The 21,528-nt window shown below is 63.5% G+C and carries 21 protein-coding genes; 16 read left to right on the forward strand and 5 right to left on the reverse strand.

Annotated elements, in window-relative coordinates:
- Positions 1 to 78: 78 nt before the first annotated feature.
- Positions 79 to 1,533: a sensor histidine kinase gene (locus tag ACK4FH_RS07895; protein WP_409812458.1), complete on the reverse strand. Its 1,455-nt coding sequence runs from the start codon at positions 1,531 to 1,533 to the stop codon at positions 79 to 81.
- Between the two features lie 249 nt (positions 1,534 to 1,782).
- Between ACK4FH_RS07895 and ykgO the strand changes: the two genes are divergently transcribed.
- The 4 genes from ykgO to ACK4FH_RS07915 all read left to right on the forward strand — a co-directional run bounded on the left by ykgO (position 1,783) and on the right by ACK4FH_RS07915 (position 4,937).
- Positions 1,783 to 1,908: a type B 50S ribosomal protein L36 gene (gene ykgO / locus ACK4FH_RS07900; RefSeq protein ID WP_012110943.1), complete on the forward strand. Its 126-nt coding sequence runs from the start codon at positions 1,783 to 1,785 to the stop codon at positions 1,906 to 1,908.
- Positions 1,909 to 2,131: 223 nt separating this feature from the next.
- On the forward strand, positions 2,132 to 3,187 hold the full coding sequence (locus ACK4FH_RS07905) for a saccharopine dehydrogenase family protein (RefSeq protein ID WP_409812460.1): 1,056 nt from the start codon (positions 2,132 to 2,134) through the stop codon (positions 3,185 to 3,187).
- A 59-nt stretch (positions 3,188 to 3,246) separates the two neighbouring features.
- On the forward strand, positions 3,247 to 3,861 hold the full coding sequence (locus ACK4FH_RS07910) for a tetratricopeptide repeat protein (protein WP_409812462.1): 615 nt from the start codon (positions 3,247 to 3,249) through the stop codon (positions 3,859 to 3,861).
- A 59-nt stretch (positions 3,862 to 3,920) separates the two neighbouring features.
- Positions 3,921 to 4,937, forward strand: coding sequence for an alpha/beta fold hydrolase (locus tag ACK4FH_RS07915; RefSeq protein WP_409812464.1), 1,017 nt, complete (start codon positions 3,921 to 3,923; stop codon positions 4,935 to 4,937).
- A gap of 3 nt (positions 4,938 to 4,940) precedes the next feature.
- Here the strand turns inward: ACK4FH_RS07915 and pyk are convergent, their stop codons facing one another.
- Together pyk and ACK4FH_RS07925 are read right to left on the reverse strand one after the other, a co-directional pair.
- Positions 4,941 to 6,368 (reverse strand): pyruvate kinase, encoded by a 1,428-nt coding sequence (gene pyk / locus ACK4FH_RS07920; RefSeq protein WP_409812466.1) that lies wholly within the window; start codon positions 6,366 to 6,368, stop codon positions 4,941 to 4,943.
- An 11-nt stretch (positions 6,369 to 6,379) separates the two neighbouring features.
- Entirely contained in the window at positions 6,380 to 7,717 is a 1,338-nt protein-coding gene (locus tag ACK4FH_RS07925) for a glycerate kinase (protein ID WP_409812468.1), read from the reverse strand.
- 20 nt (positions 7,718 to 7,737) lie between these two features.
- On the opposite strand from ACK4FH_RS07925, the gene ACK4FH_RS07930 reads away from it, so the two are divergent.
- The 8 genes from ACK4FH_RS07930 to ACK4FH_RS07965 all read left to right on the forward strand — a co-directional run bounded on the left by ACK4FH_RS07930 (position 7,738) and on the right by ACK4FH_RS07965 (position 15,452).
- Positions 7,738 to 8,571: an N-formylglutamate amidohydrolase gene (locus tag ACK4FH_RS07930; RefSeq protein ID WP_409812469.1), complete on the forward strand. Its 834-nt coding sequence runs from the start codon at positions 7,738 to 7,740 to the stop codon at positions 8,569 to 8,571.
- 19 nt (positions 8,572 to 8,590) lie between these two features.
- Entirely contained in the window at positions 8,591 to 8,893 is a 303-nt protein-coding gene (locus ACK4FH_RS07935) for a DUF1244 domain-containing protein (RefSeq protein ID WP_409812471.1), read from the forward strand.
- Between the two features lie 128 nt (positions 8,894 to 9,021).
- Positions 9,022 to 9,285 (forward strand): DUF2312 domain-containing protein, encoded by a 264-nt coding sequence (locus ACK4FH_RS07940; RefSeq protein ID WP_409812473.1) that lies wholly within the window; start codon positions 9,022 to 9,024, stop codon positions 9,283 to 9,285.
- Positions 9,286 to 9,394: 109 nt separating this feature from the next.
- Positions 9,395 to 11,149 (forward strand): alpha/beta fold hydrolase, encoded by a 1,755-nt coding sequence (locus ACK4FH_RS07945; protein ID WP_409812475.1) that lies wholly within the window; start codon positions 9,395 to 9,397, stop codon positions 11,147 to 11,149.
- Positions 11,150 to 11,315: 166 nt separating this feature from the next.
- A complete protein-coding gene (locus tag ACK4FH_RS07950; protein WP_409812476.1) occupies positions 11,316 to 13,043 on the forward strand; it encodes an alpha/beta fold hydrolase in 1,728 nt (575 codons plus the stop codon).
- A 125-nt stretch (positions 13,044 to 13,168) separates the two neighbouring features.
- Positions 13,169 to 13,621, forward strand: a complete 453-nt coding sequence (locus tag ACK4FH_RS07955; protein ID WP_409812477.1) for a hypothetical protein — start codon at positions 13,169 to 13,171, stop codon at positions 13,619 to 13,621.
- Between the two features lie 242 nt (positions 13,622 to 13,863).
- A complete protein-coding gene (locus ACK4FH_RS07960; protein ID WP_409812478.1) occupies positions 13,864 to 14,502 on the forward strand; it encodes a GNAT family N-acetyltransferase in 639 nt (212 codons plus the stop codon).
- A 119-nt stretch (positions 14,503 to 14,621) separates the two neighbouring features.
- On the forward strand, positions 14,622 to 15,452 hold the full coding sequence (locus ACK4FH_RS07965) for an ion transporter (RefSeq protein WP_409815207.1): 831 nt from the start codon (positions 14,622 to 14,624) through the stop codon (positions 15,450 to 15,452).
- 47 nt (positions 15,453 to 15,499) lie between these two features.
- Here the strand turns inward: ACK4FH_RS07965 and ACK4FH_RS07970 are convergent, their stop codons facing one another.
- Positions 15,500 to 16,138, reverse strand: coding sequence for a glutathione S-transferase N-terminal domain-containing protein (locus ACK4FH_RS07970; RefSeq protein ID WP_409812480.1), 639 nt, complete (start codon positions 16,136 to 16,138; stop codon positions 15,500 to 15,502).
- Between the two features lie 130 nt (positions 16,139 to 16,268).
- On the opposite strand from ACK4FH_RS07970, the gene ACK4FH_RS07975 reads away from it, so the two are divergent.
- The 4 genes from ACK4FH_RS07975 (at position 16,269) to ACK4FH_RS07990 (ending at position 20,065) form a co-directional block, all read left to right on the forward strand.
- Entirely contained in the window at positions 16,269 to 17,570 is a 1,302-nt protein-coding gene (locus ACK4FH_RS07975; protein ID WP_409812482.1) for a hypothetical protein, read from the forward strand.
- Positions 17,567 to 17,908 carry an ArsR/SmtB family transcription factor gene (locus ACK4FH_RS07980; RefSeq protein WP_409812484.1) on the forward strand — a complete coding sequence of 114 codons (342 nt, stop codon included), beginning with the start codon at positions 17,567 to 17,569 and terminating at the stop codon, positions 17,906 to 17,908. Before ACK4FH_RS07975 ends, ACK4FH_RS07980 begins: the two co-directional genes overlap by 4 nt.
- A 77-nt stretch (positions 17,909 to 17,985) precedes the next feature.
- Positions 17,986 to 19,011: a permease gene (locus tag ACK4FH_RS07985; protein WP_409812485.1), complete on the forward strand. Its 1,026-nt coding sequence runs from the start codon at positions 17,986 to 17,988 to the stop codon at positions 19,009 to 19,011.
- A gap of 202 nt (positions 19,012 to 19,213) precedes the next feature.
- A complete protein-coding gene (locus tag ACK4FH_RS07990) occupies positions 19,214 to 20,065 on the forward strand; it encodes a hypothetical protein (protein WP_409812487.1) in 852 nt (283 codons plus the stop codon).
- Here the strand turns inward: ACK4FH_RS07990 and mgtE are convergent.
- Positions 20,054 to 21,412: a magnesium transporter gene (gene mgtE, locus ACK4FH_RS07995; protein WP_409812488.1), complete on the reverse strand. Its 1,359-nt coding sequence runs from the start codon at positions 21,410 to 21,412 to the stop codon at positions 20,054 to 20,056. The genes ACK4FH_RS07990 and mgtE overlap by 12 nt on opposite strands.
- Positions 21,413 to 21,528: the final 116 nt, after the last annotated feature.

Here is a 21,528-nt window from a genome sequence, read left to right on the forward strand (position 1 = left end):
GGTGGCGGGTAAAAGCGCCCGCAGAAGTGCACGCGCCGAAGCGGATTTGCCGAGTCGGGGGATCGATGCTATTCGCCGTCACTGCAAACCCCGTTCGTCATCAATGGCAACCTGCACCTCCGCGATCTGCAGCTTCGGCAACAGAATCTGGATTGTAGTGCCGCCCTTCTCGTTCTTTCGTCTCACGATCTCGCCGCCATATTGCCGCGAGAGGTTTTCGACAATCATTGAGCCTAGGCCAGTGCGCGCCTGCGATGCCTCGGCGCTATCGTCATAGCCGGTCCCGTCATCCTCGACCGCCAGAAATGGCGTGCCGTCCGGCTTGCGGATGAAGGATGCCTTGATCCTGCCGCCGTCACGACCGTGGAAGGCGTGCTTTATGGCGTTTGATACAAGCTCTCCGAGTAGGACTGCAAGCGTCGTGGCGTCGCGCGAGGAGACGATCATCGGTTCGAATTCGCTTTCGATGACTATTGCTGTGCCCTCAAGGGCTGTGTCGGCGAGGTCCATCGTCACGGCTTCGAGAAGGCCGTCCACGCGGGTGGACTGCAGGTCGTCGCCAAGCCGCAGGCGGCGTTGCGCCGTGCTGATCGTCTGGATGCGGCCGCGCGCCGTTTCGAGGGCAGAGCGGGCGGCACCGTCGTCGAGCTTGGCCTGCTGCATTCTCAGAAGCGAGGAGACCATTGCAAGATTGTTGCCGACGCGATGCGTCACTTCCCGCAGCAGCAATTCCACGCGGCCGCGCTCATATTCGGCGCGGTTTGCTTCCGCTTCGGCCATTTCCCGCGCCATTTCCAGTTCGCGGGTGCGGTCGCGGACGCGGGCTTCCAGTTCCTCGTTGAGCGCGAGAAGCTGGTCGCGCCGGCTTCTCATGCTGGCGAACTGACGCCTGGTCAGCTGCGCGGAGAGAATTGCAAGAACGAGGGCGGCAGCCAGCGCGCCGATGAGGGAGGCAGAAAGCCAGGTACGCGAAGCGATGGCGCGGGTTTCCCGGTCGCCATGCTTGGCGTACTCGGCGGCAAGTCCTGCCTCGACGATCTCGCGCACCTCGTCCATGAGGTCCTTGCCGCGGTTTTCGGCGACGATCGCCAGCGCCGCATCGAAGGCACCTTCGCGGCCAAGCGCAATGGTCGTGTCCGCCTCTTCCAGACGGCGCATGGCCGCCTTGCGCAACTGGTCGACGCGTACCGCCTGCTGCGAGTTCGGATCGACCAATGTTTCGAGGGATGACAGGCGCCGGGTTATTTGAAGGCGGCTTGCATTATAGGGTTCGAGATATTGCGTATCCTGCGTGAGCAGAAAGCCGCGCTGGCCGATCTCTGCATCCTGCAGGAGGAGGAGTACCTTGCGGAACTCGGCGCGCACTTCGAGCGTATTGACCACGTCGTCGATATTCTGACGGGTGCGGTCCGACAGCAGCAGCGCAGACACGGCTGCGCCAAGCAGCATCGCAAAGCCGAGCGCCATGACGATGGCATTCGCCTTGCGCATATTGTCCGTCTCTGCGAGCTCGCCGTTGAAAAACCGTATCAAATTACTCAACTTTCCGATTGAGCGGTCTTTCTCCGCTCCTGGCTGCCCCGGCCCGGAAGCGGGCACCATAACAAAGGTGAAACTCGATATGTACCTTCATAAAACCCCGGTTTCGGGGCCGAGCAGGCTGTTGACAGGCAAGGGTCTGGCGCTTAGGTTCCGCGCCAATTCAAGGGCGTTCCGGCATCGGGCCGGAAGCGGCGCGCGAGTATTGCGCGAGGCTGCTTGCCCCCGATCCGAGGTTGAGCCATGAAAATCCGTAACTCCTTGAGATCGCTCCGGAATCGGCACCGGGACAACCGTCTCGTCCGCCGCAAGGGGCGCGTCTACATCATCAACAAGACCAACCGCCGCTTCAAGGCCCGTCAGGGCTGAGGCGCGGTCCGGGCGCTCCCGTGTGCGCCTGGGTGAAATTCGAGGCCACCCGCTCCCCGCGGGTGGCCTTTTTCTTTTGGGGCATATTGCAATTGGTGTGGCCAGAATGGCGTCATGGCCCCGATCGAGGTTTGCAAACGTGGGGCCGGGCACGGTTAATATGCCGCATTGGCGGCGGCCATCCGGTCGGTCCGGCACTCAGGCGATGGAGGCGATGCAGGCGATGACCGGCAGGTTCATGATCTATGGGGCGACGGGCTATACAGGCAAGCTCGTGGCGCGGTCTGCCAAGGCGCAGGGGCTCAACCCGCTGCTTGCCGGCCGCAACGAAGCACGGCTCAAATCCATCGCCGCCCAGCATGGCTTCGAATATCAGGCGATTTCGCTCGATGACCGCGAGGCGCTCGATGCCGGGCTTGCCCAGGTCGATACGGTGCTGCATATCGCAGGACCGTTTTCGAAGACTTCGAAACCGATGGTCGATGCCTGCATCCGCACCGGCACCCACTATCTCGACATCACGGGCGAAATCGATGTCTTCGAAGCCTGTGCGGCGCGCAGTGCCGAAGCGGAGAAGGCAGGCGTCATGCTGATGCCGGGCGTCGGCTTCGACGTGGTGCCGAGCGATTGTCTTGCCGCGCATATGAAGGCTCGGATGCCGGATGCGCGCGAACTCGTGCTCGGCATTTCCGGGCTAGGGCAGATGTCGCATGGCACGGCGAAGACCGGTGTCGAAAGCATCGGCAAGGGTACGCGGGTGCGCCGCGAGGGCCGCATTGTCTCCGCGCGGAAGACGCCGATGCGGGAGATCGATTTCGGCAAGGGGCTCAAGTCCGCCATTGCGATCGGCTGGGGTGATGTCTCGACTGCGTGGCATTCGACGAAGATTCCCGACATCACGGTCTATTTCGAAAGCAATCCCCAATTCGAGCAGATGGCGAAGATGGGTGCGCTCACGCGCTGGTTCCTGAGCCTCGGTTTCATGCAGCGCGCCTTGAAGAAGCGGATCGAGCAGCAGCCCGAAGGGCCGACCGACGCCGAACGCGCGCAGGGCTATTCGGTGCTTTATGGTGAGGCGACGGGGCCGAATGGCGAGGTCGTGCGCTCGCTTCTGCGGACGCCGGAAGGCTATACGCTGACCGCCATGACGGGGCTCGAGATCGTCCGCCGAGTGCTGGCTGGCGAGGCAAAGCCCGGCTTCCAGACGCCGTCGCTCGTTTTCGGACCCGATTTCATCACCGAATTCGAGGGCTGCGCGCGGCAGGATCTGAACAGCTGAGGCCGCCGGACCCGCTCGCGGGCTTTGTGCCGCTGCGCTTCGCGCCCTATCATCGGGGCATGAGCCTTCGCATCCTCTTTGCCCTTGCGCTTCTCCTGCCGCTTTCATCGCCCGGCGCCGTCATGGCGGCGCAGGCGCCGGATGCGGCAAGCGAGGCCACGCCGTCATTGCCGCAGGACAAGGCAAAGGCGCGCGAGGCGGTTCTCGAACGCTTGCTTGAAGAACTGTCGAAAGCAGAGACCGAAGAAAAAGGCCGCGCCGTCGAGCGCGCCGTACAGAGCGTCTGGCTCAATTCGGGCAGCCCCAGTATCGACCTTCTGACGCAGCGCGGGCTTGAAGCGCTGGGGGACGACGATCTCGACCGCGCCTATTTCTATTTCGACGAGGTAGTAACGCTGGCGCCGGATTTTGCCGAAGGCTGGCACCGGCGCGCCGCCATTCACTATCTCCGGGAGGACTATTCGGCGGCACTGCGCGATCTCGAGCAGACGCTGCGCCTCGAACCGCGCCATTACGAGGCGCTGGCCGGGCTCGGCGTCATTCTGGAGGATCTGGGCGACCGCAAGGGCGCGCTTGAGGCCTATCGCCGGGCGCTCGCGCTCAATCCCTGGCTCGTGAATGGCAAGGAGCGGATCGAGCCGCTCGAACTTGAAGTCGAGGGCAGGGGGATCTGACGCCTGAACCGGAAGGGCTTTCTGCCCGTACCGGATATATGCGCTTTGGAGCCGGTTTCATGGCATTGGTTGTTTTCATCGCCCTTCTTCTCGCGGGGCTCTTTCTTTTTTCGGCCTGGACGGCATGGCGCACATCGGCGCTGTTTCCGCCATCGGGCGAATTCGTCGATCTCGATGGCGAGTTCGAGGGGCTGCGCCTGCATTTCGTGTCGCGCGGGGAAGCGCGCGATGGCGTTGCACCTGTGGTGCTCATTCACGGGGCGAGCGGCAATCTGAGAGACATGGAAGAAAGTCTCGTACCGGTGCTTGCGGCGGAAACCCGGGTCGTCGCCTTCGACCGGCCGGGGCATGGCTGGAGCGGGCGCGGGCGCCATCCCGATATGTCAAATCCGGCCGTGCAGGCGCGCGCGATCCGCGCGGCGGCGGCGAAGCTCGGTATCGAAAGGCCGGTCGTGCTCGGCCATAGCTGGGGCGCGTCGGTTGCGGCGGCCTGGGCGCTCGATGCGCCGGAATCCCTGGCGGGCCTCCTGCCGCTCGCGGGCGCGCTCTATCCCTGGCCGGGCGGCGTTGCCTGGTATCATTCGGTGGTGCGGACACCGCTTGCCGGCGCCGTTTTTCTTCGTACTCTGACGGTTCCGGGCGGCAAGCTGCTCGCGGAAAAAGGCGTTGCCGGAAATTTCCATCCGAACCCGGCGCCCGATGCCTATGCCGACAGGATCGGGCTGGACCTTCTCTTCCGGCCATCGCATTTCCGCGCGAACAGCGAGGACACGTCGAACCTGAAGCCGCATCTCGCGCGGCAGAGTGCGCGTTATAGCGAGATTTCGGTGCCTGTCATCGTCGTTACCGGCAATGCGGACTACACCGTCTCGCCGAAGATCCATTCCTATGCGTTCCACAATGCGGTCGCGGGTTCGGAGCTCGTGAAGCTCAAAAGCACGGGCCACATGCCGCATCATGCACGGCGCGAGATCGTGGTGGATGCGCTTCTGCGTCTCGCGCGCGGCGAGCGCCCGCGGGCCGGTCAGGTGACGGTCCATGAAGACGGACGCGTGGAGTTTGCGCCTGCCGCCTAGGCCCTATAGCGCGTCCTTCCGGCCGACAAAGGCGACGCGCAGCATGTTGGTTGCGCCCGGCGTACCGAGGGGCACACCCGCCGTCACCACAATGCGCTGGCCGGGCTGGGCGAAGCCTTCCTGAAAGGCGATGCGGCAGGCGCGGTCCGACAGGTCCTCGAGGTCCTTCGCATCTTCCGTCAATACGCAATGCAGGCCCCAGACGAGGGCAAGGCGGCGCGCAGTCGCATGAACCGGCGTCAGCGCGACGATGGGGAAGAGCGGGCGTTCGCGCGCGGCGCGCAGCCCCGTCGAGCCTGAATTCGTCCAGCAGACGATGGCAGCGGCATTCAGCGTGTCGGCAACGGAATGGGCAGCCGCCGAAATTGCGTCTGCACCGGTCGCTTCCGGCTCGGCGTGTTGCGCATAGATGATGCCGGGATAGGTCGGGTCGCTTTCGACCGATTGCGCGATGCGGTTCATCATGTTCACCGCCTCGACCGGATATTGCCCGGCGGCGGATTCGGCCGATAGCATGATCGCGTCCGCGCCTTCAAAGACGGCGGTGGCGACGTCGGATACTTCGGCGCGGGTCGGTGTCGGCGCGGAGATCATGCTTTCGAGCATCTGCGTTGCCACGACGACGGGCTTGCCGGAACGCCGTGCGGCGCGGGTCATCCGCTTCTGCCAGCCCGGCACCTGCTCAAGCGGCAGTTCGACGCCGAGGTCGCCACGCGCCACCATGATTGCATCGGCGATTTCGATGATCTCGTCCAGATGGGCGAGCGCCTGCGGCTTTTCGATCTTGGCGAGAACGGCCGCGCGGCCGCGCGCGATCTTGCGCACTTCGGCAATGTCGTCAGGCCGCTGCACGAAGGAAAGCGCGATCCAGTCAACGCCGAGATCGAGCGCCGCGTCGAGATCGCTGCGATCCTTCTCGGTCAGCGCCGCGAGTGGCAGCATGGTATCGGGCAGGCTGATGCCCTTCCGGCTCATCAGCTTGCCGCCCACCATCACTTCGGTGTCGATATGGTCCTGGCCCTTGCCTTTCACGGTGAGGCGGAGCTTGCCATCGTCGAGCAGCAGCGACTGGCCGGCACTCACGGCATCGAAGATCGCGGGATGCGGAAGGAAGGCGCGGGTGGCGTCGCCCGGCTTCTTCGATGTATCGAGGCGGAAGCGGTTGCCTTCCTTGAGGACCGTGCCTTCCTTTACCTCGCCGATGCGCAGCTTCGGGCCCTGCAGGTCGACCAGAATGCCGATCGGCCGTTCAACGGTCTTTTCCACTTCGCGCACCATGGTATGGACGCGCTTCAGCCCCTTGTGGTCGAGATGGCTCATGTTGAGGCGGAACACATCCGCGCCCCCATCGAAGAGCTTGCGGATCATCTCCGACGTGTCGGAGGCGGGGCCCAGCGTGGCGATGATCTTGACGTTGCGGCGGCGGTTCAAGGTGAGGTTCCTTAAGAGTTTTCGGTAAGCGAATCGGGGGTGCCAACCAGTATGACCCGGAAATCGTTGACGTTGGTGTAACTCGGTCCGGTCTTCACGAGATCGCCAATCTCGCCGAAGAAGGTGCCGGAATCGTGGCGCTCCAACATGTCCTTCGGATCGAGCCCCCGTTCCATCGCACGCTTCAATGTATCCGGCGTGACGATGGCGCCTGCAGGGTCGCCGGATGCACCCGAGCCGCCGTCGATCCCGTCCGTATCGGCTGCGAGCGCCCAGATGCCGTCGGCACCGCCGAGCGCGATGGCAAGTGCCAGTGCATATTCCTGATTGGGGCCGCCCTTTACCTTTGCCGGATCTACACCGCTTTCGCGGAAAGTCACCGCCGCTTCACCGCCCGAAATGATGGCGGCGCATTTGCCCTCGGCGCGTGCTTTCAGCGCGCGGGCGGCATGGGCTTCGGCAAGCGACCGCGCTTCGCCTTCCAGCGCATCGCCGAGCGCCACCGGATCATAGCCGGCCTCCCGGGCAAGCGCGGCGGCTGCGCCGAGCGAGGCGCTGCCGCTTGCCACAAGCTGATATTGCGCATGAGCGAAGATTTCATCGCCAGGCTTCGGCGTTTCGGGAAGGGCTGCGATCCGTTCGCGCAGATCGGCGGGAATGGACGGCGCCAGCGAATCGAGCACCGCCATCACTCGCGCCTTCGATGTCGTGTCGGGTACTGTCGGGCCGGAGGCGATGGTGGTCGGGTTGTCGCCTGCAACATCCGATATGGCGAGCGTGACGGAGCGCGCGGGATGGAGCATCGCAGCGAGCCTGCCGCCCTTGATGCGCGAAATGTGCTTGCGAACGGCGTTGATATCGCCGATCGGCTTGCCGGATGCGAGGAGTGCGCGCGTGAGAAGGATTTCGTCGGCAAGCGTCAACCCCGGCAAAGGCTGAACGGTGAGCGCCGAGCCGCCACCCGAAAGCAGCACCAGCGCAAGGTCTTCCGGGCCCGTCCATTCGGCCATGCGCAGCAGCCGCTTCGATGCCGCTTCGCCAGCCGCATCGGGGATCGGATGGCCGCCTTCTAGCACTTCGACATGGCGCGTCGAGCGGGCATGGCCATAGCGCGTCAGGGCCAATCCTTCGACATGGGTGCCGGGGTAACGCGCGTCGTACCAGTCTTCCGCCGCGGCAGCCATGGCGGCGGCCGCCTTGCCGATGGCGAAGATCACGAGGCGGCCTTCGCCGGGTGCAGGCGGTACGGGCAGGTGCGGCGGCAGGCAATGTTCGGGCAGGGCAGCCCGGACGGCCGCGTCGTAGAGGCGTTTCAACAGCACCCTGGTTTCCCGGTCGTCCTCTGCCATGCCTCAGGTATAGTGCGCCCATGCATGAACCGCCACACCCAGTCTCTGCTTCGCTCGCGCCTTTCGAGATCGTCAATCCGGGGGGCAAGCCCGATTTTCTGGTCGTCTGCGACCATGCCTCGAATGCGCTGCCGCCCGGCTATGGCACGCTCGGCCTCGCTGAAGCCGAGTTCGAGCGTCATATTGCCTGGGATATCGGCGCGGCCGGCGTAGCCCGCGAGCTCGCGGCGGAGCTCGATTGCCCGGCGGTGCTGGCGCGCTTCTCGCGGCTCCTCATCGACCTCAATCGCGGCGAGGACGACCCGACTATCGTGATGAAGCTGTCGGACGGTGCGATCATTCCCGGCAATCGCGATGTCGATGCGTTTCGCGACGCGGGCGAGTTCCGCCATCGCATCGAGACCTTCCATGCGCCTTATCATGCAGCCATCGTGTCGGCGATCGAGCGGGCACGGGCAGGCGGCGCCGTACCCGTCATCGTCTCGCTCCACAGTTTCACGCCGCGCTGGCGGAGCTTCGTGCGGCCCTGGGAAACGGGGCTGCTCTGGGACAGGGACGACCGCCTTGTCGGTTCGCTGATGGAGGCTTTCGCTGCGGAAGGCTTCACGGTGGGCGACAATGAGCCCTATACGGGCCGGCTCAGGAACGATTGCATGTACCGTCATGCAACCATTCACGGGCTGCCGCATATTCTCATCGAGATCAGGCAGGATCTGATCGGAACGGAAGCAGGACAGCGAGAATGGGCGGCGCGGTATGCGCGGCATCTGCGGTTCGCGGCGTCGCGGGCAGGCGTGCGCGAGGTTCGGCATTTCGGCTCGCATACCGATCCCTCGCTCCCCATATCGGATTGAAGAACGAGAGGAGGAACTCATGGACAAGGCATTGCAGACCGAACTCGAAGCGGCAGCCTTCCGGCGGCTCGTGTCGCATTTGCAGGCGCGCAAGGATGTTCAGAACATCGACCTGATGATCCTTGCCGGCTTCTGCCGCAACTGCCTTGCCGACTGGTATGCGGAGGCGGCCGGGGAAAAGGGCATCTCCATCCCGAAGGACGAGGCGCGCGAATTCATCTATGGCGAGCCTTTTGCCGCGTGGAAGAAGAAATATCAGCCGGATGCGACGCCCGAGCAGCATGCGGCTTTCGAGGCGGCGCAGAAAAAGGGGCATGGCTGAACGGTGATTTCATCCACCGTTCATCCACATCTCTATCCACAGCTTTCTTGCCCCGGCATATTGCCGCGGCGCGCGCCTCTCTCTATCGTCGCGCCCCTCACGGCAATTTGTATCAGTGGAGCGGCATCATGGCGGACGGCAATACGCCTTCGAATAACGGCGGTGTCGCACAGGACCAGCTTCGGTCCATCGTCGAGCGCATCGAGCGTCTCGAGGAAGAAAAGGCGGCCATCGCCAACGACATCAAGGAAGTCTATGCCGAGGCAAAGGGTAACGGCTTCGACACCAAGACGCTGCGTCAGGTGATCCGCCTGCGCAAGCAGGACAAGGCCGAGCGCCAGGAACAGGAAGCGATCCTCGATCTCTACATGTCCGCGCTCGGCATGGTCTGAGGCGGCCCGAACTTTCCTCTCGCTCCTGTCTCCGAATAGGTCATATTATTATATGTGAGCTGTGGGGTTGCGCCTTGAGTTAGGGTGCGCCGGGGTAAGGGAGTTGCGCGTGAGGGAGGATGATCCCGCCACGCAGGGCGATAGCCTCGCAAACAATGCCGGCACGACAGGCGAAGCACCTTCCTCGCGTATCGGGGAGGCGGTGGATGCTGTCTATGGCTATGCGGCGGGCCGCTACAACTGGGAAGACCTGATCGACTTCCTCGCCCATCTCGACCATGACAGCGAAACGGGCCTTGCCGGTGCGGATGAACTCGTCTCCTTACTTGGCGCGCATCTGCGCCGCGCGGACGAGCTAGCGACGCGGCTCCATGCGGGATCGTCCGATCCGGGCTATGCGCTTGTGCTGCTGGACAGGCAGCGCCGCGTAATCGCATCGAATGATGGCGGGCGTGATTTTTTCGGCGCCGTTTGCGGGCCGCTCGGGCGGGGTCAAGGGCTAGCCTTTGGCAAAGCCGAAGACGAGACGGCTTTCGCCGATGCGCTGGCGGATCTCGCGAAGAAGAGCGCGGCGCCGATCCTTGTGCGCTTTTCGGGCAGCGATGGCTCCCAGCCTTGCTATCTCGTGCGCGGCGATGCGCTTTCTCCGACCATGCTGCATGCAGCGGAGCTTGAGTCCGGCGAAGCGCCGCCCTTCTGCGCGCTGGTCGCCGCGCCGCCCGACGTGGGCGACGACACGCCCGATGTTCTCCGCAAGATGCTTGGGCTCACGCCTGCCGAAGCGCGGCTCACGGCGCGGCTCCGCTTCGGCCAGACGCTCAAGGAAGCGGCGGAAGAACTCGGTATCTCCGTCAATACGGCGCGCAATCAGCTCAAATCCGTTTTCGAGAAACTTGGCGTCAATCGTCAGGCCGATCTTGTGCGCCATCTGGCAGAGCTTGCTACTCTCGCCGCGAGCATGCAGGCCGCGCCCTCAGGTGCGCGCGGAACAGTGACGGTTACCGAACGGCGCAGGATCGCATTGCCGGACGGGCGATCCATCGCGCTGCGCGAGTTTGGCAGGCCGGGCGGATTTCCAGTTTTCATTCTGCATCCGCTTGTGCAGTCGAGCCTGATGCGGCCGCAGGAGGCGCGCATTGCGGGCGAATGCGGCATCCGTCTCGTCAGCATCGAGCGACCAGGTATCGGCCTGTCGACGCATCATCCCGATGGCAACTACGCATCCTTTGCGGCAGACCTTGCCGCCGTTGCCGATGCGCTCGGCATTACCCGTTTCGCCATTCTCGGCTGGGCATCGGGCGCGCCTTACGCGCTGACCGCGGCGTCCATTCTTGCAGACCGCGTGACGCGGCTGGCGCTTGTCACGCCGCGTCTCGGCTTTCGCTCCGATCTCGAACCCACGACGCAGGCGCGACGGTTCTTCGGCGGGCTCCGCCGGCATCCCTGGCTCTTCGAGGCGGTCTTCTCGATCATGCGTACGAAACGCTCGCGCCGTTTCTTCCGGCCGATGATCCGCAACTTCCTTGAAAATTCAGAGCCAGACCGTCTTCTCTTCGAGAACGATAGGGTGCTTCTCGATTGTCTGTCCGACAGTCTTGTCGAAGCGATCGACGTAACCCACCGGGGCATCGTGGCGGAACTCAACTTCTATTCGAAGGATGCACCGCTGGAAACATCCGGCATCGCGCGGCCGATCCTCGTCTGGCATGGCGCGGAAGACGAGATGAACAGCGCCGAGGATGTGCGGCGCATGCTTGAGGGCATTCCCGTCGAGGAATTTCATGTCGCAAATGACCAAGGGCATATGGTGCTTTTCGGGCATTTCCGCGACATCCTCGCGCGCCTTGTCAATGATCATCATTAATACTGAAACGTAACGGGTTTCAGCTTTGCGGCTTTCCTCCTAAAGTGGGCTCGCCGGGGCGGGGGTGCGCCGGCAGCTTCCACATTCTGCAATCGCGTTTTGGGGCGGTAGCCTGTCCGGGTCGGTTATGGTCGATGGTGAAAATATCGCGGACGCCGAGACGTCCTTGCCACGGCCCGACCTCGCCATGGCGCTCGATGCGATCTATGCCTATGCAACCGATCCCGACAATTGGGAGGAAATGACCTCCCTTCTGGCGCATCTCGATACCGAGGGCGACAGGGAGGGCATGCGCACCGTCATCGAAGGTGTACGCCAACATCTTGCCCGGGCGGAAATGCTCGCGCAGCGGTTGCACGAAGCACCGGGAAGCGGCGAGCCGTCCCTGAGCTTCTGTCACATGGTTGTCGCACGCGACATGCGCATTGCGGAAATTTCGGCGGCAGCGGCGGAAATGCTTGCACCCTATTGCGCGCCGCTTGCGGCGGGCAAGCGCCTTTCCTTCACCGATCCAGAAAATGCAGCCCGGTTTCGTGCGATTGCCTCGTCGATCGAAAAGGAAATGACCGGCGATGGCCCGTCGCTGCTTCGGCTTGTTTCGGAGGAAGGCGAAGAGGCGGTATTCGGCTATGTCGTCGCCGAGGCGCGGATGCCGGATGCGCTGCGCCGCCGTCTCGGTTTTGCGCAGCCCGCGCCGGATGGCGCCATCGTTTTCGTTGCACCCGATCGTGAGGCGGCAACCGACGAAGCGCATATGTATCGAGAGACGTTCGGCCTGACGCCCGCCGAAGCGCGGCTCTCGGCGCGGCTGAAGGATGGGCTCTCGCTCAGGGGCGCGGCGGAAGAACTTGGCATCTCGATTAATACGGCGCGCAACCAGATCAAGAGCGTGTTCGAGAAGCTGGGCGTCAACCGGCAAAGCGATCTCATCCGCCACCTCACCGAATTGTCGCAACTCGCGGCCTATATTCAGGTGAACAAAACCGGCGCTGCGACAGACCTACAGGGTAATTCGGGCAAGCCATATCCCGTGCAGCTTGAATTCATCGACCTTGCCGATGGCAGGCGCATCGCCTATCGAGAATTTGGGCGTGCGGGCGGAAAGCCCGTCCTCATGTTGCGCAGCGCGCTTGCAAGTTCGTTGATCCGGCGGCGGGAAATGGTGTCTGTGGCCCAGCGCGATATCCGGCTTGTCGTCGTGGAGCGTCCTGGATGTGGACAGTCCTCCGCCGATCCCAACATGACTTATGCCAGCTTTGCGCAAGACCTGGAAGTTGTCGTCGATGCGCTGAAGCTCGACGATTTCGTGCTGGCGGCCAATTCTTCCAGTGTGCCGCTTGCGCTGTCGGCTGCACTTCGCTTCGGGCCGCGCGTTCGACGTATAATGCTCACCACGGCGCGTTTCGAGCCGCCGATGCCGCGCAAGGGCCGGCCCGGCATGGTCAATTACTTCTTCAGCAATCTGCGCCGCCACCCCTGGCTGCTCGATTCCACACTCGCCATTCTCCGCGCAAAGATGTCGCGGCCCTTCATGCGGTCGCTGGTTTTCCATTTCTTTGAAAAGTCGCCGGCGGATTTCGCCATGCTGGAGAGCGACCCGGAACTGGTGGAATCGCTGATCGACGAGACGATGGATTCGGTGGGCTGGTCCGTTCATGGTCTGGTTCATGAATCCCAGCTCATGATGCGGGAGACGCCCGCCGATTTCTCCGGCGTCGATGTGCCGGTGACGATCTGGCATGGCGAGGCGGATGGCGTGATCCCGCTTGAGGAAATGAAAGCACAGCTTGCCCGCACCGGGCTCAAGGCCGCGGAAATCCGCACCTTCACCGGCCTCGGTCATCTCTTCCTCGACCGGGTCCGCGACGAATTCTACGACGCGCTTCTTGAATGAATTCGCTGCCCCGGGCGGCGGGCTTTGGTCCATTTGCACTATTCAGGCGCTTCGGGGGCGGGCGTAGGACTCTCTGCCAGAAGGCCCGGCATGGGGTGCCGGGGCCGATCCAGAGGGCTCATTCAATGAACATCAGATCCACGGGCGCCATACTGGCCGCCGCACTCATTCTTGCCGGATGTCAGACGACCGGCGCCGGAACGCAGGCCGCAATGGCGGGCGCGGGCGCCATGGCGGCACCGGCGGCCTATGCGCCGATCCAGTCGTCCCAGCCGAATGACGGGACGAAGAGCTGCGATGAATTGCTCGCCGAAATTTCGGAAATGGAGCAGGTGGCGGCCGCCTCTGCGCAGTCTGAATCGAATGCTGCGGTCACGGATGCCGGTATCGGTATCGCACAGTCTCTCGGCATGCATTTCGGCGGCGGCAGCGGCATGCTCGCCGCCTATCAGGCGAGCGGCACCGCCTCGCAGCTCACTCAGCAGCAGCGCGAACAGGCGAAGCAGCGCGCCCAGCAAGCGGAAGTCCGCCGTCAGGTTCTGAGCGGTATCTATCAGGGCAAGGGCTGCGCGGCCTGAGGCCCTGTTCCCCCGGCGCGGCGTCCGGGCCGCGCCGGGGACCTGCCTTTCCGAAACTCTATTTGCAGTCTCAGGCGTCGACCCGGACGCACACCCCTAGATTGCGAATGGAGCCCGGGGGAGCCTTCACCGGCTCCCCCGTTCTTCGTTGCGGCAGGCGCGGCAATGCGTCCCGCGCTTGCATCTCTCCGTCCCGTGCTAGTCTCTCCGCTTCAAGTACAAGAACGGGGAGAGCGTGTGCGATGAAGCCGATGAATGCGGAAACGGTGGTGCTGGAAGAGGCAAGGCCCATTGAGGAGGAGCTTGCGGCCCGGCTCATCTATGACACCGGCTCCTATGTCTTCGACTGCCTCTATAACCGCGATTTCGACGCCTTCCTGAAAATCACCTCGCATCTCTGGCAGCAGGATGTGGGCGCTTTCTCGCACCGCCATGCGAAGGCGGCCACCTATCAGGGTGGGCTTGCCGGCATTGCACTGGGCTTTCCGCAGTCGCTCTATGCACAGGAATTCGGCACCGGCATGGCGACGATGGCCGAGATGGGGAGCCCGGAGCTTCTCGCACATCTGCCTTCCGTTGCCGGCCATATCCCCTGGCTCTTCCCGGAAGTGCCGGAGGATGCGTGGTATCTGCTGTTCCTCTCCGCCCACCCGCAGGCGCGAGGGCAAGGGATTGGCGAAAAGCTGCTTCTCGACTGTTTCGACCGGGCGCGAAAGGCGGGCTGCGTCTCGCTTCATCTCGATGTCGCCGCGGTGAACCCGGCGGTCCGCTTCTATGAGCGGATGGGGCTCGAAAGGCTTGCAGAGACCACGATCCCGAAAATCGTCGCCTCGCATGGTGTCCCGCCGCATATCCGGATGGTGAAATATCTGGTCGATTGAGGCTCCGGCTTGCATCGGCGGCGGCGCTCGCCTATCTCGGACGGCAGTTTCCGCCATTCAGGGGCCGCCGCTTCATGACCGCCGCCGATATTGCTCCTGCCTCGTTCCGTGGCCGCCTGATGGCCATTGTCGAGGCGCCGCTATTTCAGCATTTCGTCACCGCCGTCATTCTCGTCAATGCGGTGACGCTGGGGCTCGAGACGTCGGGCACGGCGATGGAGGCTGCGGGTCCGCTTCTCATCGCGCTCGACCGGATTGCACTCACGATCTTCGTGATCGAACTCACGATGAAGATGGCGGCCTATCGGCTGCGCTTCTTCCGCGACGGCTGGAACATCTTCGATTTCATCATCGTGGCGATCGCGCTGGTGCCGTCGGCGGGACCGCTCTCGGTGCTGCGCGCATTGCGCATCCTGCGCGTACTCAGGCTTCTCTCGGTGGTGCCATCGCTGCGCAAGGTTGTCGCATCGCTGATCGGCGCGCTGCCCGGCATGGGCTCGATCATTGCGGTGCTCTTCCTTGTCTTCTATGTCGGCGCCGTGCTCTCGACCAAACTTTTTGGCGCGAGCTTCCCGGACTGGTTCGGCACGATCGGCGGCTCGATGTATACGCTCTTCCAGATCATGACGCTGGAAAGCTGGTCGATGGGCATCGTGCGGCCGGTGCTCGAAGTCTATCCCTACGCTTGGATATTCTTCGTGCCCTTCATCGTGCTTACGAGCTTCATGGTGCTCAACCTCTTCATTGCCATCATCGTCAATTCGATGCAGGCGCTGCATGAGGAAGAGCACAACCGCGCGCAGGACGAGCGGGAAGAACGCGCCCGCGAGGAGCGCGCCGAGATCGAGCGCCGCGCCCATGCCGAGCGCGAGGCGACGGCAGAAGACGTCCGTGCCATGCGGGCGGAGCTTGCCGAAGTGAAGCGGCTTCTCGAAGAACGGCTGCGCTGACCGTCGCGCCCGGGCGGGGCTTTCCGGGCAATGCGCGAAACCCGGTTTCAGGCCGTTTCGATGTCCATGGCCATGCCGCGCGCAACTGCAGGCCGTGCGCCGATATCGGCGAGCCAGCGACGGATATTTGTTCCCTTGCCTGCAATTTCCGGGCGCGCTTTCACGACACCGTCGAATGCGACCTTCATCCAGGGGTAGGTTGCGATATCGGCTATGGAATATTCGCCCGCGAGATATTCCCGCGTCGAGAGCTCCCGGTCGGTCAGCGCGACAAGGCGCGCCGCCTCGCCCGAATAGCGTTCGATGGCATAGGGGAGCTTTTCCGACGCTACATTGGCGAAGTGGTTGGCCTGACCGAACATCGGACCGATATTCGCGACCTGCCAGAAAAGCCAGCTCATGCAGGCGGCGCGTGCCTGCGCGCCGTGCGGCAGGAACCGGCCGGACTTCATTGCCAGATACTCCAGGATCGCGCCCGACTCGAAGACGGTAACCGGCCCGCCCTCGCCTGCATGATCGACAATGGCGGGGATTTTCGCGTTCGGATTGACGCGGTTGAAGGCCGCGCTGAATTGCTCGCCCTGGCCGATATCAACCATGATCGAACGGTAGTCGAGGCCGCATTCCTCAAGCATGATTGCGATCTTGCGGCCGTTCGGTGTTCGGGCGGTGTAAAGGTCGATCATGAGGCGTGGCTCCTGAAATCGGCTGTTGAATCGGCACCGGGTGCCGGTTGTGGGGCGGGCGGACCCTTGCGCTTCTGCGTTGTCCGGTTTATATAACGGTAATTCTGGTTATTTAGTCAAAGGAAAAGTGATGAGTTGCTCCGGGGACGCCCCGCTTGCAAGCCTGAACGAGACCTGTTTCTGCCTGCCGCTGGAGCATGCTGCTCTGGAAGCGGCGGCAGCGGCTCGGCTCGGGCAGGATGCGGCGGCGGAGGCCGGCAAGGTGCTGGACGGGTTGTCGGCGGGGCAGCCGCTGTTCCTGTCGTCGTCCCTCAAGCGCGATCTCTTCGCGCGCATCGCCGCTGTCGGCGCGACACAGACGGCACTCGCGGAAAAGCGCGCGCTTGCTTCCGGCGCGGCCTTCGACCGGGAGGCGCTTCTCGCCGGCGCGACGTTCAACAGCTACGACTTTCATTTGTCTGCCGAGGGGCCAAAGCTCATCGAGGTGAACACCAATGCAGGCGGCGCTTTCCTGCAACCGATCTTTCTCGAGGCAGTGACGCCCGTAGTGGCGCAAGGCGCGGGCTTCGAACCGGAGGAAATTCTCATCGACGCCTTTGCACGGCTTGCACCCGGCCGCGCGCTGCGGCGCCTCGCCATAGTCGATGAAAACCCGCAAGGCCAGCCGCTTTACCTCGACATGCAGCTTGCTGCCGCCGCGATCGAGCGGCGCGGCATTGCCGTCGATGTTATCGATAGAGATTCACTCTGCCGCGAGCGCGGCAGGCTTACCGGGCCGAACGGCCCCATCGACATGGTTTATAACCGGCTTGTCGACTTCCTATTCGCCGAACCCGCAAACGCCGTGCTGCGCGATGCCTGGGCAGCGGGCGAGGTCGCCGTCGCGCCGAACCCGGATGTGTATCGCGCTTTCGCCTGCAAGCATATTCTTGCAGTGCTGAGCGACCCGGATGCTGTTGAAGAGCTTGCCGCGAGGGCACATGCCGATGCGGCGCTGGTGCTCGACACCGTGCCGAAGACGGAGATCATCGACGCTGCAAATGCGGAGCGGTTGTGGGCGGCGCGGGATCACTATGTCTTCAAGCCGGCCGATGGCTACGGGTCGCGCGGGGTTTATCGCGGCGACAAGGTTACGCGCAAGAAATGGAGCGAGATTGCCGCGCAATCCTATCTCGCGCAGCGCTTTGCAGCGCCGTCGCACCGTGTTTTGCGGCTGGCGGGTGGACTTGCGGTGCAGAAGGCGGATATTCGCGTCTGGACGCATGGCCTCAAGCCTGTCTTTGCTGCTGCGAGGCTCTACGGCGGACAGGTTACCGGATTTCGGGGTGAAGGAGCGGGATTCGCCCCCATTCTCTGGATCGACAATTCGTGCCGTGAGGCGGGCTGCGGCGAAGCGGCCTGCAGGGCAGCGGAAAGTGAGGCGATGTCATGAACGCGCGCAAGGCAATGAAACTTGTATCGCCCGCGCTCGACAGGACGGCGGCATGCCTTGAGGCCCTCGGCCAGCCGGTCAGGCTTGCCGTCTACCGCACCGTTGTGCGGGCCGGGCCCGAAGGCCGCTCCGTCGGCGAGTTGCAAGAGGCGATCGACATTCCGCGTTCCACGCTGTCGTTTCATCTGCGGCGGTTGATCGAAGTCGGCCTCGTTGTGCAGAAGCGGCAGGGAACGACGCTGATCTGCCATGCGGATTATGGCGTCATGGACGAAGCACTCGGATTTCTACTGCGTGAATGCTGCGCAGACCGCCGCTCGCTCGGATCGAAACTCTGAAATCCGGTCTGGAGATTATGCATGTGGTCTTCTTTGGCTCTAAATAACGATAAAACTGGAAATATGGAGATAAGGAAATGAGTGTTCTCGTTCGCCGGATGACCGATGCGGCCATCGGTTTCGACCGCGTGGTGCTGGCCTTTCTCGCCGTTGCCGCGATTATTGCGCTTGCCGTGCCGGCGCAGCTTCCCGCAAGCCTTGCATTCACATTTGCAAGTCTCGTCGAGATCGCGCCCTTTCTTGTCCTTTCCGTTTTCCTTGCGGGCTTTGCCAAGGCGAGTGGCATGGACAATCTTGTCGCCCGCGTCTTCACCGGTGCGACACCGCAGATGATCGTCGTGGCGGCACTCTTCGGCGCACTTTCGCCGTTCTGCTCCTGCGGCGTGATCCCGATCATTGCGGCGCTGCTTGCGATGGGCGTGTCGCTGCCGGCGGTGATGGCCTTCTGGCTTGCCTCGCCTGTCATGGATCCCTCCATGTTTGTGCTGACTTCCGGCATTCTCGGACCGGACTTTGCGCTCTACAAAACTTTCGCTGCCATCTCTCTCGGTATCATGGGTGGCCTTGCGACATGGGGAGTGCAGGCGGCGGGCGGCTTTGGCGAAATCCTGCGCCCTGGTGTAGGTGATGGCGGCTGCGGCGGCGGTGTGGTGCGTGCACCCCAGCCAGTCGCCTGGCGTTTCTGGGATGATGCGGAACGGCGCGAGAAGTTTCGTGCCTCGTCGCTCGATATCGCGCTCTTTCTCGGCAAGTGGCTCGCGCTGGCCTTCCTGCTGGAAAGCCTGCTGATTGCATGGCTGCCTGCGGAAACCGTCATCCGCTTTGTCGGCATGGATGGTTTCCTCTCGATTGCGATGGCTACGATGGTCGGAGTGCCAGCCTATCTCAACGGATATGCGGCGTTGCCACTGGTCGCAGGTTTCATCGACCAGGGCATGGCACCGGGTGCAGGAATGGCCTTCCTGCTCGCAGGCGGCGTCACCAGCCTGCCGGCGGCGATGGCTGTCTTCGCCTTGGTGCGCCTGCCGGTCTTTGCGCTTTACCTCTCTGTTTCCCTTGCCGGTTCGTTCCTGCTCGGTCTCGGCTTCACGATGGCCGGATGATCGGTGTGAATGCGGTGGTGCCGTCATCGTGACGATGGCTCTGCCGCTTTCCGCCGGGCTGAACGCTCATCCAGTTGGGGCGCGGCAAACAGCAGCCCCAAAATAATTGCCACTCGCGGCCATATTGCCGACGATGGGTCTGTCCTGACACGAGGGAATGGAGCAGCGGCCAAAGGCGGCGCGGGAGGAGGATTTCATGTGCATGGCGCTTTCGTCCATCCTGAGTGCCCGTGCTGGCCTTCTCTCCCGTCTTTTCGCCATGGTATTTCCACTCATTGCCGCAATGCCGGCGCTTGCCGACGGTCCCTTTCCCGTAGCCGTGGAGCCGCGCGAGACATTCCGGCAGGATATTTTCTACCGCTTTCTCTGGCGCAGTCCCTTCGAGCGCGATCTCGTCTTCTTCAAGGCAGGGGATGACGGCGAAGAAGAAACCATCGCGCATTATCCGCTCGATGGCTGCGGGCTCATGGGCCCCGGCACGGGCCATTTTCCTTTTCTGGACGGGATCGGCGAAGCGCCTGTTGTCGCGCTTGTCTGCGAGGAGATGGACAATCGCCAGGTGCTTTTCATCTTCGCGCCCCATGACGATCCGCAGCGCCGCGTTTTCGGCGTCGAAAGCGTGGGGCCGCTTTTCGTCTCGGTCGCGCCGGGCGGTATCGCGGTCACTTACCGGGAGCCGGATGCGCCGGCGAATTTCACGACCCGCTTCTGGGAGCCCTTTCCGTCGTCCTTCGGCAGCAATGCCTTCCGCGAGGCGCGCGATGCGGCGCTCGGCAAGCATTTCACCGCCGAAGGGACGCTGCCTGCCGGGCTCGATCCCGCGCATTACCGCATCGCGCATGACCCGGATATGCCGCTGCGCCTCGGCCCTGCGGAAGACGCGCCCTGGTTCGGGCGCGTCGGCGCCTCGATTCTCGTCCATGTCCGAGGGGACGAACGGGCGGAGGCGCCGCACTGGGAAGTCGATGGCTGGCTGCGCGTCTGCCTTGTGGCGGGCGGTTGCGGATATGTGCCCGCCGATGCGGTGACGCGGCCTGCCGCTTCAGCCCGGTAGCGGCAGGAAGGCCGTTGCGATTGCGAAATAGATGATGACGCCGGCCGCATCCGCGATTGAGGTAACGAGCGGCGCGCTCGCCGTCGCCGGGTCGAGATTGAAGCGCGTCAGCACGAAGGGCAGCGTCATGCCGATCAGGCTGCCGACGATGACGATGATCACCATGGCGCTTGCCACCACCAGTGCAATCTCCGGTCCGCCGCGCACCACGCCAATGAAGGACACGGCAGCCGCCATGGAGAGACCGAGCATTGCCGCCACCAGCGCCTCGCGGCCGAGCATCTGCCCCCAATCACCCATCCGCACATCGCCCGTCGCCAGGGCACGCACCATCAGCGTTGCCGATTGCGAACCCGCATTGCCGCCGGAATCGATCAGCAGCGGCAGGAAGAAGACGAGCGCTACATAGGCCGCGATCGTATCCTCGAAGGCGGCGATGCCCGCGCCGGAGAAGATGTTGCCGAAGACGAGCACCACCAGCCAGACGATGCGGGCGCGATAGAGCAGGAAAATGCCGGCATCGCGCACATTGGCGGCAAGCGGCGACACGGTGCCTACGCGGTGGAAGTCTTCCGTCGCCTCTTCCTGGATGACGTCCATCGCGTCGTCATGCGTGACGATACCGACGATCCGTTTCTGATCGTCCACGACGGGCAGGGCGATCACGTCGTAGCGTGCGATCTGCCGGGCCGCATGTTCCTGATCGTCATGCACGGAGATCGCATGCGTGTTGCGGTCCATAATGTCGCCAACCATCGCGCGCGCCGGGGCAAGGATCAGATCCTGCAGGCGCACGGCGCCGATCAGCTTGCGTTCTGCATCCGTCACATAGGCGCGATAGATCGTTTCCTTGTCCGGCGCTTCGAGGCGCAGTTTCTCGATCGCTTCGGCGGCGCTTAGACGTTCCGGCAGCGTCGCATAGTCCGACGTCATGATGGCGCCGGCCGTCCCGTCCTCGTAAGCGGCGAGGCGGCGGATATCCTCCCGCTCGGCCTGAGCGAGCGCAGGCAGCAGGGCTTCGGCCTGTTCATCCGACAATTCGTTGAACATGTCGGCGCGCTCGTCCGCGTTCATTTCCGTGACGATGCGGGCGAGTTTTGCCCGCGGCGCGGCATAGGCGAGGCTCGTCTGAGTGGCGTGATCGAGATAGCCAAAGGTTTCCGCCTGCTGCGCCAGAGGCAGAAGTTCCAGCGCCCCCCATGCGGCATGAGCGTTCTTGCGGGCGATCACCGCAAGTGCGCCGGCGATGTCGGCAGGATGTTCATTTGCAAAAAGGGAGGCCGCCGCGATGGCTTCGCCGCGTTCAATCAGGTTCGATATGGAATTCGCGAGGGGCGAGTTGGTCATGGTCTGTCTCCATCGGCGCCTCATGGCGCGTGAGACAGACGCGAGGCTTTTTCAGCCTGCGCAGCTCAGCCGCAATCCGGGCGCGGTTGCAACGGTGGAACGTGAGGAGGGCGCGG

Source organism: Parvibaculum sp., assembly GCF_046297875.1.
GTDB lineage: Bacteria > Pseudomonadota > Alphaproteobacteria > Parvibaculales > Parvibaculaceae > Parvibaculum.

Coding starts and splice junctions, on each gene's coding strand:
- ykgO (WP_012110943.1), top strand. CDS start 1,783: ATGAAAATCCGTAACTCCTTGAGATCGCTCCGGAATCGGCACCGGGAC.
- ACK4FH_RS07905 (WP_409812460.1), top strand. CDS start 2,132: ATGACCGGCAGGTTCATGATCTATGGGGCGACGGGCTATACAGGCAAG.
- ACK4FH_RS07910 (WP_409812462.1), top strand. CDS start 3,247: ATGAGCCTTCGCATCCTCTTTGCCCTTGCGCTTCTCCTGCCGCTTTCA.
- ACK4FH_RS07915 (WP_409812464.1), top strand. CDS start 3,921: ATGGCATTGGTTGTTTTCATCGCCCTTCTTCTCGCGGGGCTCTTTCTT.
- ACK4FH_RS07925 (WP_409812468.1), bottom strand. CDS start 7,717: ATGGCAGAGGACGACCGGGAAACCAGGGTGCTGTTGAAACGCCTCTAC.
- ACK4FH_RS07930 (WP_409812469.1), top strand. CDS start 7,738: ATGCATGAACCGCCACACCCAGTCTCTGCTTCGCTCGCGCCTTTCGAG.
- ACK4FH_RS07935 (WP_409812471.1), top strand. CDS start 8,591: ATGGACAAGGCATTGCAGACCGAACTCGAAGCGGCAGCCTTCCGGCGG.
- ACK4FH_RS07940 (WP_409812473.1), top strand. CDS start 9,022: ATGGCGGACGGCAATACGCCTTCGAATAACGGCGGTGTCGCACAGGAC.
- ACK4FH_RS07955 (WP_409812477.1), top strand. CDS start 13,169: ATGAACATCAGATCCACGGGCGCCATACTGGCCGCCGCACTCATTCTT.
- ACK4FH_RS07960 (WP_409812478.1), top strand. CDS start 13,864: ATGAAGCCGATGAATGCGGAAACGGTGGTGCTGGAAGAGGCAAGGCCC.
- ACK4FH_RS07965 (WP_409815207.1), top strand. CDS start 14,622: ATGGCCATTGTCGAGGCGCCGCTATTTCAGCATTTCGTCACCGCCGTC.
- ACK4FH_RS07970 (WP_409812480.1), bottom strand. CDS start 16,138: ATGATCGACCTTTACACCGCCCGAACACCGAACGGCCGCAAGATCGCA.
- ACK4FH_RS07975 (WP_409812482.1), top strand. CDS start 16,269: ATGAGTTGCTCCGGGGACGCCCCGCTTGCAAGCCTGAACGAGACCTGT.
- ACK4FH_RS07980 (WP_409812484.1), top strand. CDS start 17,567: ATGAACGCGCGCAAGGCAATGAAACTTGTATCGCCCGCGCTCGACAGG.
- ACK4FH_RS07985 (WP_409812485.1), top strand. CDS start 17,986: ATGAGTGTTCTCGTTCGCCGGATGACCGATGCGGCCATCGGTTTCGAC.
- ACK4FH_RS07990 (WP_409812487.1), top strand. CDS start 19,214: ATGGCGCTTTCGTCCATCCTGAGTGCCCGTGCTGGCCTTCTCTCCCGT.
- mgtE (WP_409812488.1), bottom strand. CDS start 21,412: ATGACCAACTCGCCCCTCGCGAATTCCATATCGAACCTGATTGAACGC.